Genomic DNA, 14,749 nt, shown 5'->3' with positions numbered 1-14,749 from the left:
CGATGTTCCGGTTCTTCCTGCGCCGTCTGGCGGGCGTCGTCGCGGTCGCGGCGACGCTGGTCGCGGCGACGTTCCTGATGGTCCAGCTGATCCCCGGAGACCCGGCGCGGGTCGTCGCGGGCACGGACGCCTCGGCCGTCGACATCGAGCGGGTCCGCCGTGAACTCGGCCTGGACGGCAGCCTGTTGGCACAGTTCTGGAGTTACGTGTCCGGGCTCCTGCACGGCGACCTCGGCACCTCCTTCCAGACCAAGGAGCCGGTCGCGGACATCGTGGTGACACGGCTGCCGTTCACCGCGGAGATCGCGTTCCCCGCGGTGCTCGTGGTGCTGCTCCTCGCCGTCCCGATCGGCCTCGCGGTGGCGGCGCGCGGCAGCCGCCGCACCGACGGCGCGTTCACGTTCGGCACGGGCCTGGTCGGAGCGACACCCGAATACGTCATAGGCACACTGCTGGTGCTGATCTTCGCGATCAACCTGGGCTGGTTCCCGGCGGCGGGCGCGGAGACACTCCCGTCGCTCGTGCTGCCCATCGCCGCGATCGCGATCCCCGGCACCTGCGTGATGGCACGCATCGTGCGGCGCGAGGCGGCGGGCGTCCTCGCCCAGGACTACATGCGCACCGCGCGCGGCCGACGCCTTCCATGGCTGCGCCTGTACGCCCGGCACGCCCTGCCGAACCTGCTCACCGCCACCCTCACCCTCGGCGGACTGATCCTCGCGTCGCTGCTCGGCGGCACGGTGATCGTGGAATCCGTGTTCGCGTGGCCCGGCATGGGCCAGCGGGTGGTGGAGGCGATCCTCGTCCGCGACTACCCGGTGATCCAGGGGTGTGTGCTCGTCCTGGGGCTGCTCGCGGCGCTGCTCAATCTGATGGTGGACGTGGTGCTGGGGCTGCTCGACCCGCGTGCCCCGGCCGGAAAGGTGGCCCACTGATGCGCACCCGTATCCGCTGGAACCCGGCCCTGGTCGCGGCCCTCACCGGCCTCGCCCTGATCGCCGTACTGGGCATCCTGGCCCCGCTGTTGTGGAACACCCAGGCCACCGAACTCACCGGCACCGCCCGCGAGGGCATGAGCGGGTCGCACCTGCTGGGCACGGACGCCCTGGGCCGCGACGTCCTCGCCCGCACCCTGGTGGCGACCCGCCTCACCCTGGTCATGACGCTCGCCGCCACCGCGCTCGCGGCGCTCGTCGGAATCGTCCTCGGCACGGCGATCTGGGTCTCGGGCCCCCGGGTGCGCGAGCTCGGACTCCGCCTGATCGACGTGCTGGTCTCCTACCCGGCGCTGATCCTCGCCCTGGTCATCGCGGCCGTGGTCGGCGCGGGCCCCACCGCATCCGTGGTCGCGATCGGCCTCGGCGGCTGCCCGTCCTTCGCCCGCCTCACCGCGAACATGGCCGCGTCGGTGGCGCAGCGCGACTTCGTGACGACGGCGCGCCTGATGGGCGTACCGCCCCACCGGGTCCTCTCCCGCCATCTGCTGCCCAACATTTCGGGCCCCCTCCTGGTCCTGCTCTCGGTGGCGTTCGCGAACGTGCTGGTCGCGCTCTCCGGACTGTCCTTCCTGGGCCTGGGCGTCCAGTCCCCGCAGTACGACTGGGGCGCGCTGCTCAACTCCGGTCTGGAGGCGCTCTACACGAACCCCGCCGAGGCGATCGGCCCCGCCGTCGCCATCACCGTCACCGGCATCCTGGCGGGCTTCGTCGGCGACGGTCTGGCCGCGGCGCTCGACCCGCGCGACACACCGACGAAGCCGAAGCCGGTACGGGAGGGTACGCATCGCCGACCGACCGGAGCCACGGCGCCCACCGACGCCCTGGTGGCGGTGGACGGCCTGACGGTCGAACTCCCCGACGGCACCCGCCTGGTGGACCACGTCTCCTTCCACATCAGGCCCGGCGAGATCATCGGCCTGGTCGGCGAATCGGGCTCCGGCAAGTCGCTCACGGCGATGGCGGTGGCGCACCTGCTGCCGCAGGGACTGACCGCACACGCCGCCGAACTCCGCGTGGGCGAACTGGACCTGACGCGACCTCACACCCTGGACGCCGCCCGCCTGGCCACCGACATCGGCATCGTCTACCAGGACCCGTCCGCCTCCCTCAACCCGGCGCTGCGCCTGGGCGGCCAGCTCACGGAGACGCTCCGCGTGCACCAGGGAGTCGGCCGCACCGAGGCGAGGGAGCGTGCGCTCAAGGCCCTCGACCAGGTCCACATCAAGGACCCGGAACGGGTGGTGCGCCAGTACCCGCACGAACTCTCCGGCGGCATGCGCCAGCGCGCGATGATCGCCGCGGCCGTCCTGCCGGGCCCGAGACTCCTGGTCGCCGACGAACCCACCACGGCGCTCGACGTCACCGTCCAGGCCGAGGTCCTCCGCCTCCTCGCCGAGGTCAACGAGGCGAACGGCACCGGCATGCTGTTCATCTCGCACGACATCGGCGTCGTCGGCACCCTCTGCCACCGCGTCCTGGTGATGTACGCGGGCCGGATCGTGGAGGAGCTCGACGCCGCCGACCTGCGCGCGGGCCGGGCCCACCACCCGTACACCCAGGCCCTGTTGGCGGCGAGCCCGCGCCTGGAGGACGCCCAGGAGGTGAGTGGCCGTCCCCTCGCCACGATCCCGGGCCGCCCGCCCACACCGCGGGACCGCCCGGCCGGCTGCGCCTTCGCGGCCCGCTGCCATCTCGCGGCCGAGATCTGCGCCACCCGACTCCCGCCGCTCGTCGACAAAGTGGCCTGCCACGTGGTGAACGGGACCCCGGCCACCGCCGCACCGAAGGAGACGGCGACATGACGCCCATGAAACTCGCGGTCGAGAACCTCACCGTCGCCTTCGGGCGTGGCCGCCGCGCCCGCACCGTCCTGCACGGTGTCTCGCTCGGCGTGGCCCCGGGCCGCACCCTGGGCCTGGTCGGCGAGTCCGGCTCCGGGAAGTCCACCCTCGCCAAGGCGGTGGTCGGCATCAACCCGGTCGCGGCCGGACGCGTCACGCTCGACGGCCGGGACCTGGCCGGCCTCACCGGCCGCGCCCTGACCGCCGTACGCCGTCGGATCCAGCTCATCCCGCAGGATCCGTACGCCTCGCTCGATCCGCGCATGACGGTCGGCCGCACCATCGCCGAGGCCGTCGACCCCGCGGGCGCGGACGCGAAGGCGCACGCCGAGGAGGTGACGCACTGGCTGGAGACGGTCGCCCTGGACGGCTCCGCCGCCGACCGCTACCCGCACGAGTTCTCCGGCGGCCAACGCCAGCGCATCGCCGTGGCGCGGGCGCTCGCCGTGCGGCCCGAGGTGATCGTCGCCGACGAGATCACCTCGGCGCTCGACGCGTCGGTACAGGCCGAAGTCCTCAACCTGCTCGCCGAGTTGAGACGCGACCTCGACCTCACGATGGTCTTCATCTCGCACGACCTGGCGGTGGTACGACACGTCAGCGACGAGGTGGCGGTCCTCCGCCACGGCGAACTGGTGGAGCGGGGGCCGGTGGGGGAGGTCTACGGAGCGCCCCAACGTTCGTACACGCGGAAGCTGTTGGCGGCGGCGGGGTGAGTATCAGGAGACGGGCGTGGCGAACCGCGTCTCCGTGGACGGAGTACTGCTCCGACCACAGTCGGAAGTGTGGACGGACGACAGTGGACAGGTGTCACTTGCTGCTGAAACTGATAACTGTCGACACTGGAAGTGTCGTGGCGTCCCCCGCCACCGCCCCGCACCGCTGACCGTCGAAGGACACTCATGACCGCCGCAGCTCCCAGCAAGTCCACGCCCGTGTCCCCGGTTTCGCGGCCGGAGTGGCCCGTGCTCGCCGAGGTGTGGCGTGGTGACTTCGTCGAGTCCGTGCATCACGGATCGGTCGTGGTGCTCGACGCGGACGGCGCCGCCGTGCTCGCGGTCGGTCCTGTCGACAGCCCCATGTACCCGCGGTCCTCCAACAAGCCGCTCCAGGCCGTCGGCATGCTCCGCGCAGGACTCGACCTCGACGGTGAACTGCTCGCCCTCGCCTGCGCCAGCCACTCGGGCGAGGGCTTCCACCTCGACGGGGTGCGCCGGATCCTCGCGGGTGCGGGGCTCACCGAGGACGCGCTGCGGTGCACCGAGGCCCTGCCCATCGGGGCCGAGGCGCAGCCCGCGCACCTCGCCGCCGGTCTCGGCCCCAGCCGGATCACGATGAACTGCTCGGGCAAGCACGCGGCGATGCTCGCCACCTGCGTGGCGGCGGGATGGTCCGTCGACGACTACCTCGACCCCGGCCATCCCCTGCAGCTCGCCCTGCGCGACACGTTGGAGGACCTCGCGGGGGAGAAGTCGACGGCGGTCGGCGTCGACGGCTGCGGAGCCCCGCTGTTCGCGCTCACCCTCACCGGCCTGGCGCGCGCCTTCGCGAAGATCGCGACCGCGGCCGAAGGCACCCACGAGAAGCGGGTGGCCACCGCGATGAACACCCACCCCGAATACGTGGGCGGCACCGGCCGCGACGTCACCACCCTCATGCGGGCGCTCCCCGGCGTCGTGGCCAAGGACGGCGCGGAAGGCGTCTACGCCCTGGCCCGCCCGGACGGCTCCGCCGTCGCCCTCAAGATCGCCGACGGTGCGCAGCGGCCCCGCCCCGTGGTGATGACCGCCGCACTGCGCCACCTCGGCGTCGACGTCGATTCCGACCCGCGACTGGCGGCGCTGACCGAGGCCTCCGTCCTCGGGCACGGTGAACCGGTCGGGGCGGTGCGCCCGTCCGCGGCACTCGCCACGGAGGGGCGCCGGCCGGAGGCGGGGGTGTGAACGCCGGTCGGATCAGCGACCTCTGACCGCGCCGCGCGCCGGGCCCTGGAGGTGTCGCACCGACTCCACTCGTGGGCGGGCGCCGGTGTCGCACGCGGCCCGGCGTGTCACGCGACCTGTGCGTGCCAGTCGCTCCGTGCGCCGATGGCCGCGCGCCAGCGGCGCAGTGCCTTGGGCGGCATGCCGATGGCCAGCGCCCCGGTCAGGGCCGGACCGGTGCGGTAGGCGACGAGGAAGCGTCCCTCGGCGAGGGAGCCCTCGACGACGCGCGCCTCGTCGTGGCCCCGCAGATACCCGTACGCCTGGATCTTGAGTCCGTGCTGGTCCGACCAGAAGTAGGGGACCGGTGCGAACGGCCTCGGCTGCTCCGGGCGGAGCAGGTTGCGGGCGGCGGCCATGCCCTGTTCGGCGGCGTTGGTGCGGTGCTCGATGCGCATGCTCGTGCCGAACAGCGGGTTGTGCCAGCGGGCGACGTCGCCCGCCGCGTACACGCCGGGTGCGGCGGCCGTGTACTGGTCGCACACCACCCCGTCCGCCAGGCGCAGTCCGCTGTCGGCGAGCCATTCGGTGTTGGGTTCGGAGCCGATGGCCACGAGGACGTCGTCGGCCGGGACCAGCGTTCCGTCGGACAGGCGCACCCCGGTGACCCGGGCCGCTTCCGTCACGAACTCGTCGACCTTGGTGCCGGTGCGCAGGTTCACGCCGTGCTCGCGGTGCACCTGTGCCAGGTGGGCGCCGACGTCGTGGCCGACCGCATGGGCCAGGGGGAGCGGGGCGGGCTCGACGAGGGTGACCCGCGCGCCCAACGCGCGCGCGGACGAGGCCACTTCCGCGCCGAGGAACCCGGCGCCCACCACGACCAGGCGCCGTCCCGCGGCGAGCCGCTCCCGCAGGGCGACGGCGTCCTCCAGGTCGCGCAACACGTGCACGCCGGGCAGTGCGCACTGGGGCAGCTTCCGGGGACGTACGCCGGTGGCGATGACGAGGCCGTCGTAGTCGAGGGTGGCGCCGTCGGAGAGGGTGACGGTGCGGGCCTCGGTGGACAGTGCGGCGGCCGAAGTACCCAGCCGCAGATCCAGGTCGAGGGCGGCCAGGTCGGCGGCGGGTCGCAGCGTGGTCCGTTCGGCGTCCCAGTCGCCGGAGAGGACCTGCTTGGACAACGGCGGCCGGTCGTAGGGCTGGTGGGGCTCGCGTCCGACGAGGCCGATCGAGCCGTCGTAACCCTCGCGGCGCAGGGTCTCGGCGGCGGCGAGGCCGGCCGCCGAGGCTCCCGCGATCACGATCCGGCGCAGGGGTCGACCGGTTGTCACTTGTCCGCCAGGTGGATGGCCGCGGCCGGACAGACGGCGGCCGACTCCTTGACGTCGTCGTGGTGTGCGGCGTCAGGGGTGTCGGTGAGCAGCTCGACTATGCCGTCGTCGTCCTGGTCGAAGACGTCGGGGGCGAGCATGACGCACTGGCCGGAGGCGACGCATTTGGGCTGGTCCACGGTGACGCGCATGGTGGCTCTCGTTTCTCTGAGTGGGGGGGGCGGGTGCAGGAGGGGGCGTATGCAGGAGGCGGCGAGGCGCTACCAGGTGACCGGGAGTTCGTAGACGCCGTACACCAAGCCGTCGTGCTTGAACTCCAGTTGGTCGATTCCGGTGGCCAGGGCCAGGGTGGGGATGCGCCGGTAGAGGGTGCTGTAGACGACCTGGAGTTCCATGCGCGCCAGCGGCTGGCCCAGGCACTGGTGCACGCCGTAGCCGAAGGCGACGTGCCGGCGGGAGTCGCGGGTGATGTCGAGCTCGTCCGGGTCGCCGGCGAAGGCCCGCGGGTCCCGGTTGGCGACCTCGTTGGCGAAGACGATTCCCTCGCCCGCTCGAATGACCTGGCCGTCGATCTCGATGTCCTCCAAGGCCACGCGGCGGCGGCCCGAGTGTGTGATGTTGAGGTACCGGAGCAGTTCCTCGACCGCCGCGGAGACCGCCTTGGGGTCCTGCGTCTCGCGCAGCGCGGCCAGTTGGTCGGGGTGCTGAAGCAGGGCGAGGGTGCCCAGGGCGATCATGTTGGCGGTGGTCTCGTGTCCGGCGCCCAGCAGCAGGACACCCATGTGCGCCGCCTCGCGACGCGTCATCTCGCCGGTGGCCACCCGCTTGGTGGCCAGTTCGGACAGCAGGTCGTCCTCGGGGTGCGCCTCCTTGGCCGCCAGCAGTTCCTCCAGGTAGTCCGCGAGGGCCGTGGTGGCGGCGACGGTCTCCTCGGGTGTGGAGTCGCGTTTGACGATGACCCTGGTGTTGCGCTGGAACAGGTCGTGGTCCTCGTAGGGCACGCCGAGCAGTTCGCAGATGACGAGGCTCGGGACCGGCAGGGCGAACGCCTGGACCAGATCGACGGGGGCCGGCCCGGCGAGCATGTCGTCGATCAGGCCGTCGACGATCTTCTGGACCGGGGGTCGCATCGCCTCCATCTTCTTGATGGTGAAGGGCGCGGTCACCATGCGCCGTATCCGCGCGTGCTCGGGGTCGTCCATGGTCAGGAACGTTTGGCGGGCCTGGGCTCCGGCCCGCCGGCCCGCCGAAGTGTGCGGATATCCGGGCGCGTTGACGTCCGCGCTCACGCGCGGGTCGCCGAGCAGGGTGCGCAGCTGGTCGTAGCGGGTGACCAGCCACGGGCTGCTGCCGTCCCAGATCCGCACCCGGGACAGCGACGGTTCGGACTGCAGGGCGTGCAGGGCCGGCGGCGGGTCGAAGGGGCAGCCGGTCGCACGCGGGCTCGGGTGCTGGGGAAGGCCGACCGCCGTGTCGGTGGGGGTCTGGGTCATGGGGTGCCTCCGTGGGGAGAGGAGTTGCTTCCCCCACATGCCTAACAGTGTTAGGTGCCTTGGGCAACCATGTGATCAGGTGTGCCCGGTCGAAACGTCGTTATCCGGCCGACTCTCACCCAGCACGTTCTGGCGGCAGGGACTTCACGCCGCGTCGGGAAGCAGCCCGAGCAGGTCGTCCACCCTCGACAGCACCGACCGCCGGTCGGTGGGGAAGGGCAGCGCCACGGCCATGGACACGATGCCGTGCAGGGAAGCCCACAGCAGGACGGCCAACTGCTCGTCGCCCGGGGCCCCTTGACCGCGCCGCAGCGGCGACACCGCGTCGAGCCACACCTGGAGCACCTCGCGCATCGGACTCGGATCCGCTTCGTCCCGGGGCACCTCGATCCGCTCGATGCCGAACATCAGGTGGTACACGCGCGGGTTGTCCAGGGCGTAACAGCAGTAGTGACGCGCCATCGCCCGCAGCGCGGGATGTGGCTCCTTTTCCGCGGCGGCGTCCCTGGCCGAACGCAGCTCCACGGCCAGCCTCCGGTAGGCGCGCTGCGTGAGCGTGGCCACCAGCTCCGCCCGGTTCTTGAAGTGCAGATAGATACTGGGCGCAGAGATGCCGACCTCACGGGCCACCGCCCGCAGCGACAGGTCCCCTTCTCGGCCCGACTCCATCAGCATCCGCGCCGCGGTCCTCAGGATCTCGTCCTTGAGCGCCGCCCCCTCGCCCCGCTGGCTCTGCTCACGCCGCCTGAACCCCTCGCCCATCCCGCGCCCCCTCCACCGGTGGCGCCGACCGGACGGATCCCGTCGACGCCACCGCCTGCTGCCTGTCCCGACGCCTACGCGACGGTACGGATGAGCTTCTTGTTCACGAACTCCTCGATGCCGGGCCGGCCCAGCTCACGGCCGAAGCCGGAGCGCTTGACGCCGCCGAAGGAGAGCTCGGCCCCCTCGGCGCCGACGCCGTTGATGAAGACCATGCCGGCCTCGATGCGGCCCGCGACCCGCTGCGCCTGCGCGGCGTCGGTGGTGAAGACGTACGAACCGAGGCCGTACGGGGTGTCGTTGGCGATCCGCAGGGCGTCGTCCTCGTCGGCGGCCTTGAAGACCATGGCGACGGGGCCGAACAGCTCCTGGCGGGCCGTGGCGTGCTCGGTGGTCAGGCCGGTGAGGACGCCGGCCGGGTAGTGGGCGCCGTCGCGCTTGCCCTCGGAGTGCAGCGTGGCGCCCTCGGCGACGGCCGCCGCCACCTGGCGCTCCAGCGTGTCGGCCGCGGCCACGGAGGACAGCGGGGCACCGGACTGGCCCGCGAGGAGCTGGGCGGCGAACTTCTCCACGAACGCGTCGTACAGGTCGGAGACGACGACGAAGCGCTTGGCGGCGTTGCAGGCCTGGCCGGTGTTGTCGAGGCGGGCGGCGACCGCGGACTCCACGACCGCGTCGAGGTCGTCGGTGGACAGCACGACGAACGGGTCGGAGCCGCCCAGTTCGAGGACGACCTTCTTCAGGTTCCGTCCGGCGATCTCGGCGACCGCGGCCCCTGCCCGCTCCGAACCCGTGAGCGAGACACCCTGGACCCGCGGGTCGGCGATGACGTCGGCGATCTGCTCGTTGGTGGCGTAGACATTGACGTACGCGCCCGCGGGGAAGCCCGCCTCGCCGCACAGCTTCTCCAGGAGCGCCGCCGTGGCGGGACACTGCGGGGCGTGCTTGAGCACGATGGTGTTGCCGAGGGCGAGGTTCGGGGCGGCGAACCGGGCGACCTGGTAGGCCGGGAAGTTCCACGGCATGATGCCGAGGAGGACGCCCACCGGGCTGCGGCGGACGACCGCGCGGCCGGGTCCTGAGGTGACGTTCACCGCCTCGTCGGCGAGATACTCCTCGGCGTGGTCGGCGTAGTAGTGGTAGATGTCCACGCAGAAGTCGACCTCGCCCTCCGCCTCCTCGCGCGGCTTGCCCATCTCCCGCACGATGCTGTCCGTCAGCTCGGTGCGGTGCTCGGCGTGCAGGTCGCCGAGGCGGCGCATCAGCGCGGCGCGGTCGGCCACGGTGCTGGTGCGCCCCCACGCCGTGGCCTGGTGCGCGGCGTCCACGGCCGCGGCCACCTCGGCGTCGGTGGCGGTGGAGTAGGTCTCGACGATCTCGCCGGTGGCCGGGTCGGTGACTGCGTACATCGAATCTCCAGAAGTGTGCGAGGGAACAAGCAACGAGGTCGGCGTGCGGTCCTCACGTGCCGCGAGGCCGACTGGGAAGAACCCTACGGCTCCAGGACGGTGCGGACACCGGCGGCCGACCGGAGGTCCTCGCGGGCCACCGCCCGCAATCCGTCGATTCGGTTCCGGTCAGCGGTGCTGTGCAGGACACTGGCAGTCACGCGACAGGTCGGCCCGGCTGACGGGGACTCGGGGTAGAGGGGGGCTGCGGGATGGCGCAGTGGGAGCGGGACGAGTTACTCGCGCGGGCGTTCCTGGAGCTGACCGACACCCTCCGGGACGGCTTCCACCTGGTGGACTTCCTGCACGTACTGACCGACCACATGCGCGAGTTGCTGGATGTGACAGCGATCGGGGTCGTCATGGTCGACGCCCAGGACCGGCTGGTGGACGTGACCGCGTCCACGCACACCGCCCACCAGCTCGAAGAGGTACAGGTCGAGTTCGACGAGGGCCCGTGCAGGGACTGCTGCCTGGGCCGCGAGCAGATCGGCCCCGTGGACCTGACGCTGCCCGCCATCGCCGAGCGCTGGCCACGCTTCACCAAGGCCGCCCGCACGGCCGGATTCGAGACCGCGGCCGCGCTTCCGCTGCGGCTGCGCGAGGAAGTGATCGGCGCGGTCAACATGTTCCACGACCGTCCCGGCGCCCTCCACCCGGCGTCCCTGCGCCTGGGGCAGTCGCTGGCGGACGCGGCGACCATCGGCATCCTGCACCACCGCCTCTCCGAGGACCAGGCCGAACGGGTCGGGCAGTTGCAGACCGCGCTCAACAGCCGGATCGCCATCGAACAGGCCAAAGGCGCCCTCGGCGCACGCCTGAACATCACCCCCGACACCGCCTTCGAGTGTCTGCGGGCCTACGCCCGCGCCCAGCGGACCTCGCTCACCCAGCTGTGCCGGCGCGTCGTCGAGGGGCAGGTCCCGGCCGAGGAGTTGGCACCGCCCTCGGACAGAAAGCAGCGCCTCTGAGCGTCCCCGCCGTCAACGTCCTGCGGCTCAAGCCACCGGCGTCCCATCGTCCCCAGTCAAGGAGTGCCCACCCGGTGTCCGCAGACTGTTCCGACATCCCCGCCCTCCTGGCCGCGGCCACCAGCTCCGGTCACGGCCTGAGCGCGCTCGCGCCCGCCTCCTGCGCGCACGCGCTCGGCCTGGACAGCATCACGCTGTGCCTGCTCAACAAATCCGGCCTCGAACTGGTCTGGTACGACCCGTCCCACACGACGGCGGTCGCCTTCGAGGACCTGGAGTTCACCCTCGGCGAAGGACCCACCCAGGACGCCGTGCGCACCGGTGAGCCCGTGCTCGTCCCCGACCTGCACGCCGTACCCGAGGAGCGCTGGCCGGCCCTGCTGGCCGCCGCCCGCCCCGGGCCCCCGCGCGCCGTCCACGCCGTACCGCTGCATCTGGGGGCCACCCAGCTCGGCGCCCTCACCGGCCACCGTGCCACCCCCGGCCCGCTCACCCGCCCCCAGATGAGCCAGCTCCTCGCCCTCGCCGAAGGTGCCGTCACCATCCTCACCACTCCCGAGGGCATCCACGACATGCGGGCCGATCAGCCGCTGTCCCTGCACCGAGCCGTCGTCCACCAGGCGACCGGCGCGCTGGCCGTCCGCCTCGGCGTCCCCGTCGACCAGGCCCTCATCCGCCTGCGCGCCTACGCGTTCACCCACAACCGCCCGCTGCACGACGTCGCACACGACGTCGTCCACCACTACGCCACCCTGGACATGCCATCCTGCTGACACGTGCCGCCGGGCACCGCATTCGTCACGCATCGCAGGAGGACACATGAAACACCGGCTGCCCCAGATCTCCGAGCTGCGCCCCCTGTTGAAGTTCGACGGCTTCAACCCCGACAGGCGCGCCGCCCGGCTCGGGAAGGCCGCCGACGTATGGGACCTGCGCGCGATAGCCAGGCGCCGCACGCCCCGCCCCGCGTTCGACTACGTGGACGGTGCGGCGCAGCGCGAGCTGACGGTGCGTCGGGCGCGCAGGGCGTTCGATGACGTCGTGCTCCTGCCGCGCATCCTGCACGGCACCGAGAAGGTGGACCTGAGCACGGAGATCGCGGGGGCGTCGTCCGCGCTGCCGTTCGGGATCGCGCCCACCGGGTTCACCCGCTTCATGCACGCCGAGGGCGAGGACGCCGGAGCGACCGCCGCCGACGCGGCCGGCATCCCGTTCTCCCTGTCCACCATGGGCACCCGCTCGCTCGAACAGGTCGCCGCCACGGCACCGGACGGCCGCCGCTGGTTCCAGCTGTACCTCTGGAAGGACCGGCAGAAGTCGCTCGACCTCCTCCAGCGGGCCACCGCGAGCGGCTTCGACACACTCCTGGTCACCGTGGACACCCCGGTCGCGGGGCAGCGGCTGCGCGACGCCCGCAACGGCATGGTGATCCCGCCCAAGCTCACGCTCAAGACCGTCCTCGACGCCTCGTACCGGCCCGAGTGGTGGTTCAACTTCCTCACCACCGACCCGCTCAGCTTCGCCTCGCTGTCCGGCACGAGCCATGACCTGCCGACGATCATCAACTCGATGTTCGACCCGACCCTGTCGATCGAGGACCTGGAGTGGATCCGGTCCCAGTGGCCGGGGAAGCTGTTCGTCAAGGGCGTGCTGACCGCCGAGGACACGCGCCGCTCGCTCGACGCCGGGGCCGACGGGCTCGTCGTGTCCAACCACGGCGGACGCCAACTCGACCGCGCACCCGTCTCGTTCCACGCCCTGCCCGAGGTACGGGCCGAGGCGGGCGACGACGTGGAGATCATCCTCGACTCCGGCATCATGTCCGGCGCCGACATCGTCGCCGCCCTCTGCGCCGGCGCCGACTTCACCCTCATCGGACGCGCCTACCTGTACGGGCTGATGGCCGGCGGCCGCGAGGGGGTCACGCGAGCCGTCGAACTGCTCGCCAAGGAGATCGAGGTGACCATGCAGCTCATCGGGGCGGCGACCATCGCCGACCTCGGACCGCATCTCCTGCGCACGCGCCACACGGGCTGACGCGGGTGCCGCCGGCGGTGCCACCCGTGAGGTGTCACCGCCGGACGGGGCAGCCTCAGACAGCCGGCTTGGGCTGCGGCTCCGGCCGCGCGGTGAGGAGTGCGGTGATCTCCTCGGAGAGGTCCTTGCCGAGTTCGCCCCAGCCGTCCTTGTAGCCGTAGACGCTCGCCAGAGTGCGGGCCTCGTAGTCGCCGTTCATGATGTCGATGTCATCGGGCGTGATGAGCGAGGGGTGGGCGACGCCGACCGCTCCCGACACCTTCAGCAACTCCTTGCGCAGGGTGCGCAGGTACATCGCGGCGCGGGTGGCCTTCGAGGGCGCGTCGACGCCACGCACCAGCCACGGGTCCTGCGTGGCGATGCCGGTGGGGCACTTGTCGGTGTGGCACTTCTGCGCCTGGATGCACCCTATGGACAACATCGCCTCGCGGGCTACGTTGATCATGTCGACGCCCAGGGCGAAGGCGACCGCGGCGTTCTCGGGCAGGCCGAGCTTGCCGGAGCCGATGAACGTGAGCTGGTCGGTCAGGCCGCGCTCGGCGAACGTGCTGTAGACGCGCGAGAAGCCCATCCGGAACGGCAGCGACACCGAGTCGCTGAAGATCAGGGGAGCGGCGCCCGTGCCGCCCTCGCCGCCGTCGATGGTCACGAAGTCGACGCCGCGGTCACCGCGCGCCATCAGCGTGGCCAACTCCTCCCAGAAGCTCATCTCGCCGACCGCGCTCTTGATGCCGACCGGGAGCCCGGTCTCGGTGGCGAGGAGCTCCACGAAGTCCAGCAGCGAGTCGACGTCGTGGAACGCGGTGTGCCGCGAGGGCGAGGCGCAGTCCTTGCCGGCCGGGATGCCGCGGATCTCGGCGATCTCGGAGGTCACCTTCGCGCCCGGCAGCATCCCGCCGAGCCCCGGCTTGGCGCCCTGCGAGAGCTTGATCTCCAGTGCCTTGACGGGCGCGCTGTCGACCACGGCCTTGAGCTTGTCGAGGTTGAACGTGCCGTCGTCGTTGCGGCAGCCGAAGTACGACGTGCCGATCTGGAGGACGAGGTCACCGCCGCCGCGGTGGTACGAGGAGAGGCCGCCCTCGCCGGTGTTGTGCATCGTGCCGGCCAGCGCCGCGCCCTTGTTGAGCGCCGTGATCGCCGCGCCGGACAGCGAACCGAAGCTCATCGCCGAGATGTTCACGACGCTCGCGGGCCGGAACGCCTTGGCGCGCCCGCGCGGCCCGCCGAGCACCTTGGCCGAGGGCAGCGGGGCCTGCGGGTCGTGCAGATCGGGCAGTTCCCCGGCGAACGTGCGCTGCTTGACGTACGCGTGGCCCTGTACGTGCTCGACGTCGTTGTCGGTGCCGAACCCGAAGTAGTTGTTCTCTTCCTTCGCCGACGCGTAGATCCAACTGCGCTGGTCGCGGCTGAAGGGACGCTCCTCGTCGTTGGACGTCACGACGTACTGGCGCAGCTCCGGGCCGATCGTCTCCAGCAGGTACCGGGCGTGCCCGACCACGGGGAAGTTCCGCAGCAGTGCGTGCTTCTTCTGTACGAGGTCGCGGGCCGCGACCACCGCCAACGCGGTGGCGGCAACCGCACCGATGTTCCGAGCACGCATGACGTTCCTCTCCTCGACTGCTCGATACCCGACGTCACCGCTGTGCGGCGGACGACGCGGGCGCCCGACGTCGAACACGGCCCGGCAGGCTGGGCGTTCGACGGCGAAACGCCACCTGATCGTAGAGGTCGGGGGTCGGGGAGGGCGGGCCCGGGGTGAGCGGGCGACGCGGCTCCCACCAACGGAACCGGATGTATGTCACAGCTCTTGTATTGCTTGAACCTGCAACCTACTTTGAAGGCGCTCCGGTGATGTATCGCTTCACAGCATGAAGACGTGGTCCTCCTCGGCCGCCGCCTGCCAGGCGGCGAACCGGCTGTAGGAGGCCTTGCACTCGCTCAAGTGG

At 71.7% G+C, this 14,749-nt stretch carries 13 protein-coding genes; 7 read left to right on the top strand and 6 right to left on the bottom strand.

Translation table 11 applies throughout. From position 1 onward, the window contains the following. Positions 1–2 precede the first annotated feature (2 nt). The 4 genes from OKJ99_RS25090 to OKJ99_RS25075 all read left to right on the top strand — a co-directional run bounded on the left by OKJ99_RS25090 (position 3) and on the right by OKJ99_RS25075 (position 4,782). Positions 3–935, top strand: coding sequence for an ABC transporter permease (locus tag OKJ99_RS25090; RefSeq protein WP_326019711.1), 933 nt, complete (start codon positions 3–5; stop codon positions 933–935). Further along, complete coding sequence (locus OKJ99_RS25085; protein WP_326019709.1) at positions 935–2,800, top strand: dipeptide/oligopeptide/nickel ABC transporter permease/ATP-binding protein; 1,866 nt, start codon at positions 935–937, stop codon at positions 2,798–2,800. Before OKJ99_RS25090 ends, OKJ99_RS25085 begins: the two co-directional genes overlap by 1 nt. Beyond that, entirely contained in the window at positions 2,797–3,555 is a 759-nt protein-coding gene (locus tag OKJ99_RS25080) for a dipeptide/oligopeptide/nickel ABC transporter ATP-binding protein (RefSeq protein ID WP_326019707.1), read from the top strand. The genes OKJ99_RS25085 and OKJ99_RS25080 overlap by 4 nt, the downstream gene beginning before the upstream one ends. A gap of 186 nt (positions 3,556–3,741) precedes the next feature. After that, the gene (locus OKJ99_RS25075) at positions 3,742–4,782 is read left to right on the top strand and encodes an asparaginase (RefSeq protein WP_326019705.1); all 1,041 of its coding nucleotides are present in this window, start codon (positions 3,742–3,744) and stop codon (positions 4,780–4,782) included. Positions 4,783–4,889: 107 nt separating this feature from the next. Here the strand turns inward: OKJ99_RS25075 and OKJ99_RS25070 are convergent, their stop codons facing one another. The 5 genes from OKJ99_RS25070 to OKJ99_RS25050 form a co-directional block, all read right to left on the bottom strand. After that, positions 4,890–6,074, bottom strand: coding sequence for an NAD(P)/FAD-dependent oxidoreductase (locus OKJ99_RS25070; protein ID WP_326019833.1), 1,185 nt, complete (start codon positions 6,072–6,074; stop codon positions 4,890–4,892). A gap of 14 nt (positions 6,075–6,088) precedes the next feature. Then, the gene (locus tag OKJ99_RS25065) at positions 6,089–6,283 is read right to left on the bottom strand and encodes a ferredoxin (protein WP_326019703.1); all 195 of its coding nucleotides are present in this window, start codon (positions 6,281–6,283) and stop codon (positions 6,089–6,091) included. A 69-nt stretch (positions 6,284–6,352) separates the two neighbouring features. Continuing rightward, positions 6,353–7,585, bottom strand: coding sequence for a cytochrome P450 (locus OKJ99_RS25060; RefSeq protein ID WP_326019702.1), 1,233 nt, complete (start codon positions 7,583–7,585; stop codon positions 6,353–6,355). Between the two features lie 144 nt (positions 7,586–7,729). Further along, positions 7,730–8,347, bottom strand: a complete 618-nt coding sequence (locus OKJ99_RS25055) for a TetR/AcrR family transcriptional regulator (protein ID WP_326019700.1) — start codon at positions 8,345–8,347, stop codon at positions 7,730–7,732. A gap of 74 nt (positions 8,348–8,421) precedes the next feature. Beyond that, positions 8,422–9,756 (bottom strand): NAD-dependent succinate-semialdehyde dehydrogenase, encoded by a 1,335-nt coding sequence (locus tag OKJ99_RS25050; protein WP_326019698.1) that lies wholly within the window; start codon positions 9,754–9,756, stop codon positions 8,422–8,424. 251 nt (positions 9,757–10,007) lie between these two features. Between OKJ99_RS25050 and OKJ99_RS25045 the strand changes: the two genes are divergently transcribed. From OKJ99_RS25045 to OKJ99_RS25035, 3 genes are all read left to right on the top strand, one after another. Continuing rightward, positions 10,008–10,766 (top strand): GAF and ANTAR domain-containing protein, encoded by a 759-nt coding sequence (locus OKJ99_RS25045; protein WP_326019696.1) that lies wholly within the window; start codon positions 10,008–10,010, stop codon positions 10,764–10,766. A gap of 74 nt (positions 10,767–10,840) precedes the next feature. Continuing rightward, positions 10,841–11,539: a GAF and ANTAR domain-containing protein gene (locus OKJ99_RS25040; RefSeq protein WP_326019694.1), complete on the top strand. Its 699-nt coding sequence runs from the start codon at positions 10,841–10,843 to the stop codon at positions 11,537–11,539. A gap of 46 nt (positions 11,540–11,585) precedes the next feature. Beyond that, positions 11,586–12,803 carry an alpha-hydroxy acid oxidase gene (locus OKJ99_RS25035; RefSeq protein ID WP_326019693.1) on the top strand — a complete coding sequence of 406 codons (1,218 nt, stop codon included), beginning with the start codon at positions 11,586–11,588 and terminating at the stop codon, positions 12,801–12,803. 55 nt (positions 12,804–12,858) lie between these two features. On the opposite strand, the gene OKJ99_RS25030 is transcribed toward OKJ99_RS25035, so the two are convergent. Further along, on the bottom strand, positions 12,859–14,403 hold the full coding sequence (locus tag OKJ99_RS25030) for an FMN-binding glutamate synthase family protein (protein WP_326019692.1): 1,545 nt from the start codon (positions 14,401–14,403) through the stop codon (positions 12,859–12,861). Between the last annotated feature and the right edge of the window lie 346 nt (positions 14,404–14,749).

Origin of the sequence: Streptomyces endophyticus (genome assembly GCF_035798155.1) — a bacterium.
Taxonomy (GTDB): domain Bacteria; phylum Actinomycetota; class Actinomycetes; order Streptomycetales; family Streptomycetaceae; genus Streptomyces; species Streptomyces endophyticus.
The sequence above is the reverse complement of the archived record's forward strand: the minus strand, read 5'-3'. Positions and strand labels throughout refer to the sequence as shown.

Bases quoted from the DNA above. Each gene is read 5' to 3' on its own strand.
- OKJ99_RS25080 (WP_326019707.1), top strand. From the start codon at position 2,797: ATGACGCCCATGAAACTCGCGGTCGAGAACCTCACCGTCGCCTTCGGG.
- OKJ99_RS25075 (WP_326019705.1), top strand. From the start codon at position 3,742: ATGACCGCCGCAGCTCCCAGCAAGTCCACGCCCGTGTCCCCGGTTTCG.
- OKJ99_RS25055 (WP_326019700.1), bottom strand. From the start codon at position 8,347: ATGGGCGAGGGGTTCAGGCGGCGTGAGCAGAGCCAGCGGGGCGAGGGG.
- OKJ99_RS25035 (WP_326019693.1), top strand. From the start codon at position 11,586: ATGAAACACCGGCTGCCCCAGATCTCCGAGCTGCGCCCCCTGTTGAAG.
- OKJ99_RS25030 (WP_326019692.1), bottom strand. From the start codon at position 14,403: ATGCGTGCTCGGAACATCGGTGCGGTTGCCGCCACCGCGTTGGCGGTG.
- OKJ99_RS25050 (WP_326019698.1), bottom strand. From the start codon at position 9,756: ATGTACGCAGTCACCGACCCGGCCACCGGCGAGATCGTCGAGACCTAC.
- OKJ99_RS25045 (WP_326019696.1), top strand. From the start codon at position 10,008: ATGGCGCAGTGGGAGCGGGACGAGTTACTCGCGCGGGCGTTCCTGGAG.
- OKJ99_RS25065 (WP_326019703.1), bottom strand. From the start codon at position 6,283: ATGCGCGTCACCGTGGACCAGCCCAAATGCGTCGCCTCCGGCCAGTGC.
- OKJ99_RS25060 (WP_326019702.1), bottom strand. From the start codon at position 7,585: ATGACCCAGACCCCCACCGACACGGCGGTCGGCCTTCCCCAGCACCCG.
- OKJ99_RS25090 (WP_326019711.1), top strand. From the start codon at position 3: ATGTTCCGGTTCTTCCTGCGCCGTCTGGCGGGCGTCGTCGCGGTCGCG.
- OKJ99_RS25085 (WP_326019709.1), top strand. From the start codon at position 935: ATGCGCACCCGTATCCGCTGGAACCCGGCCCTGGTCGCGGCCCTCACC.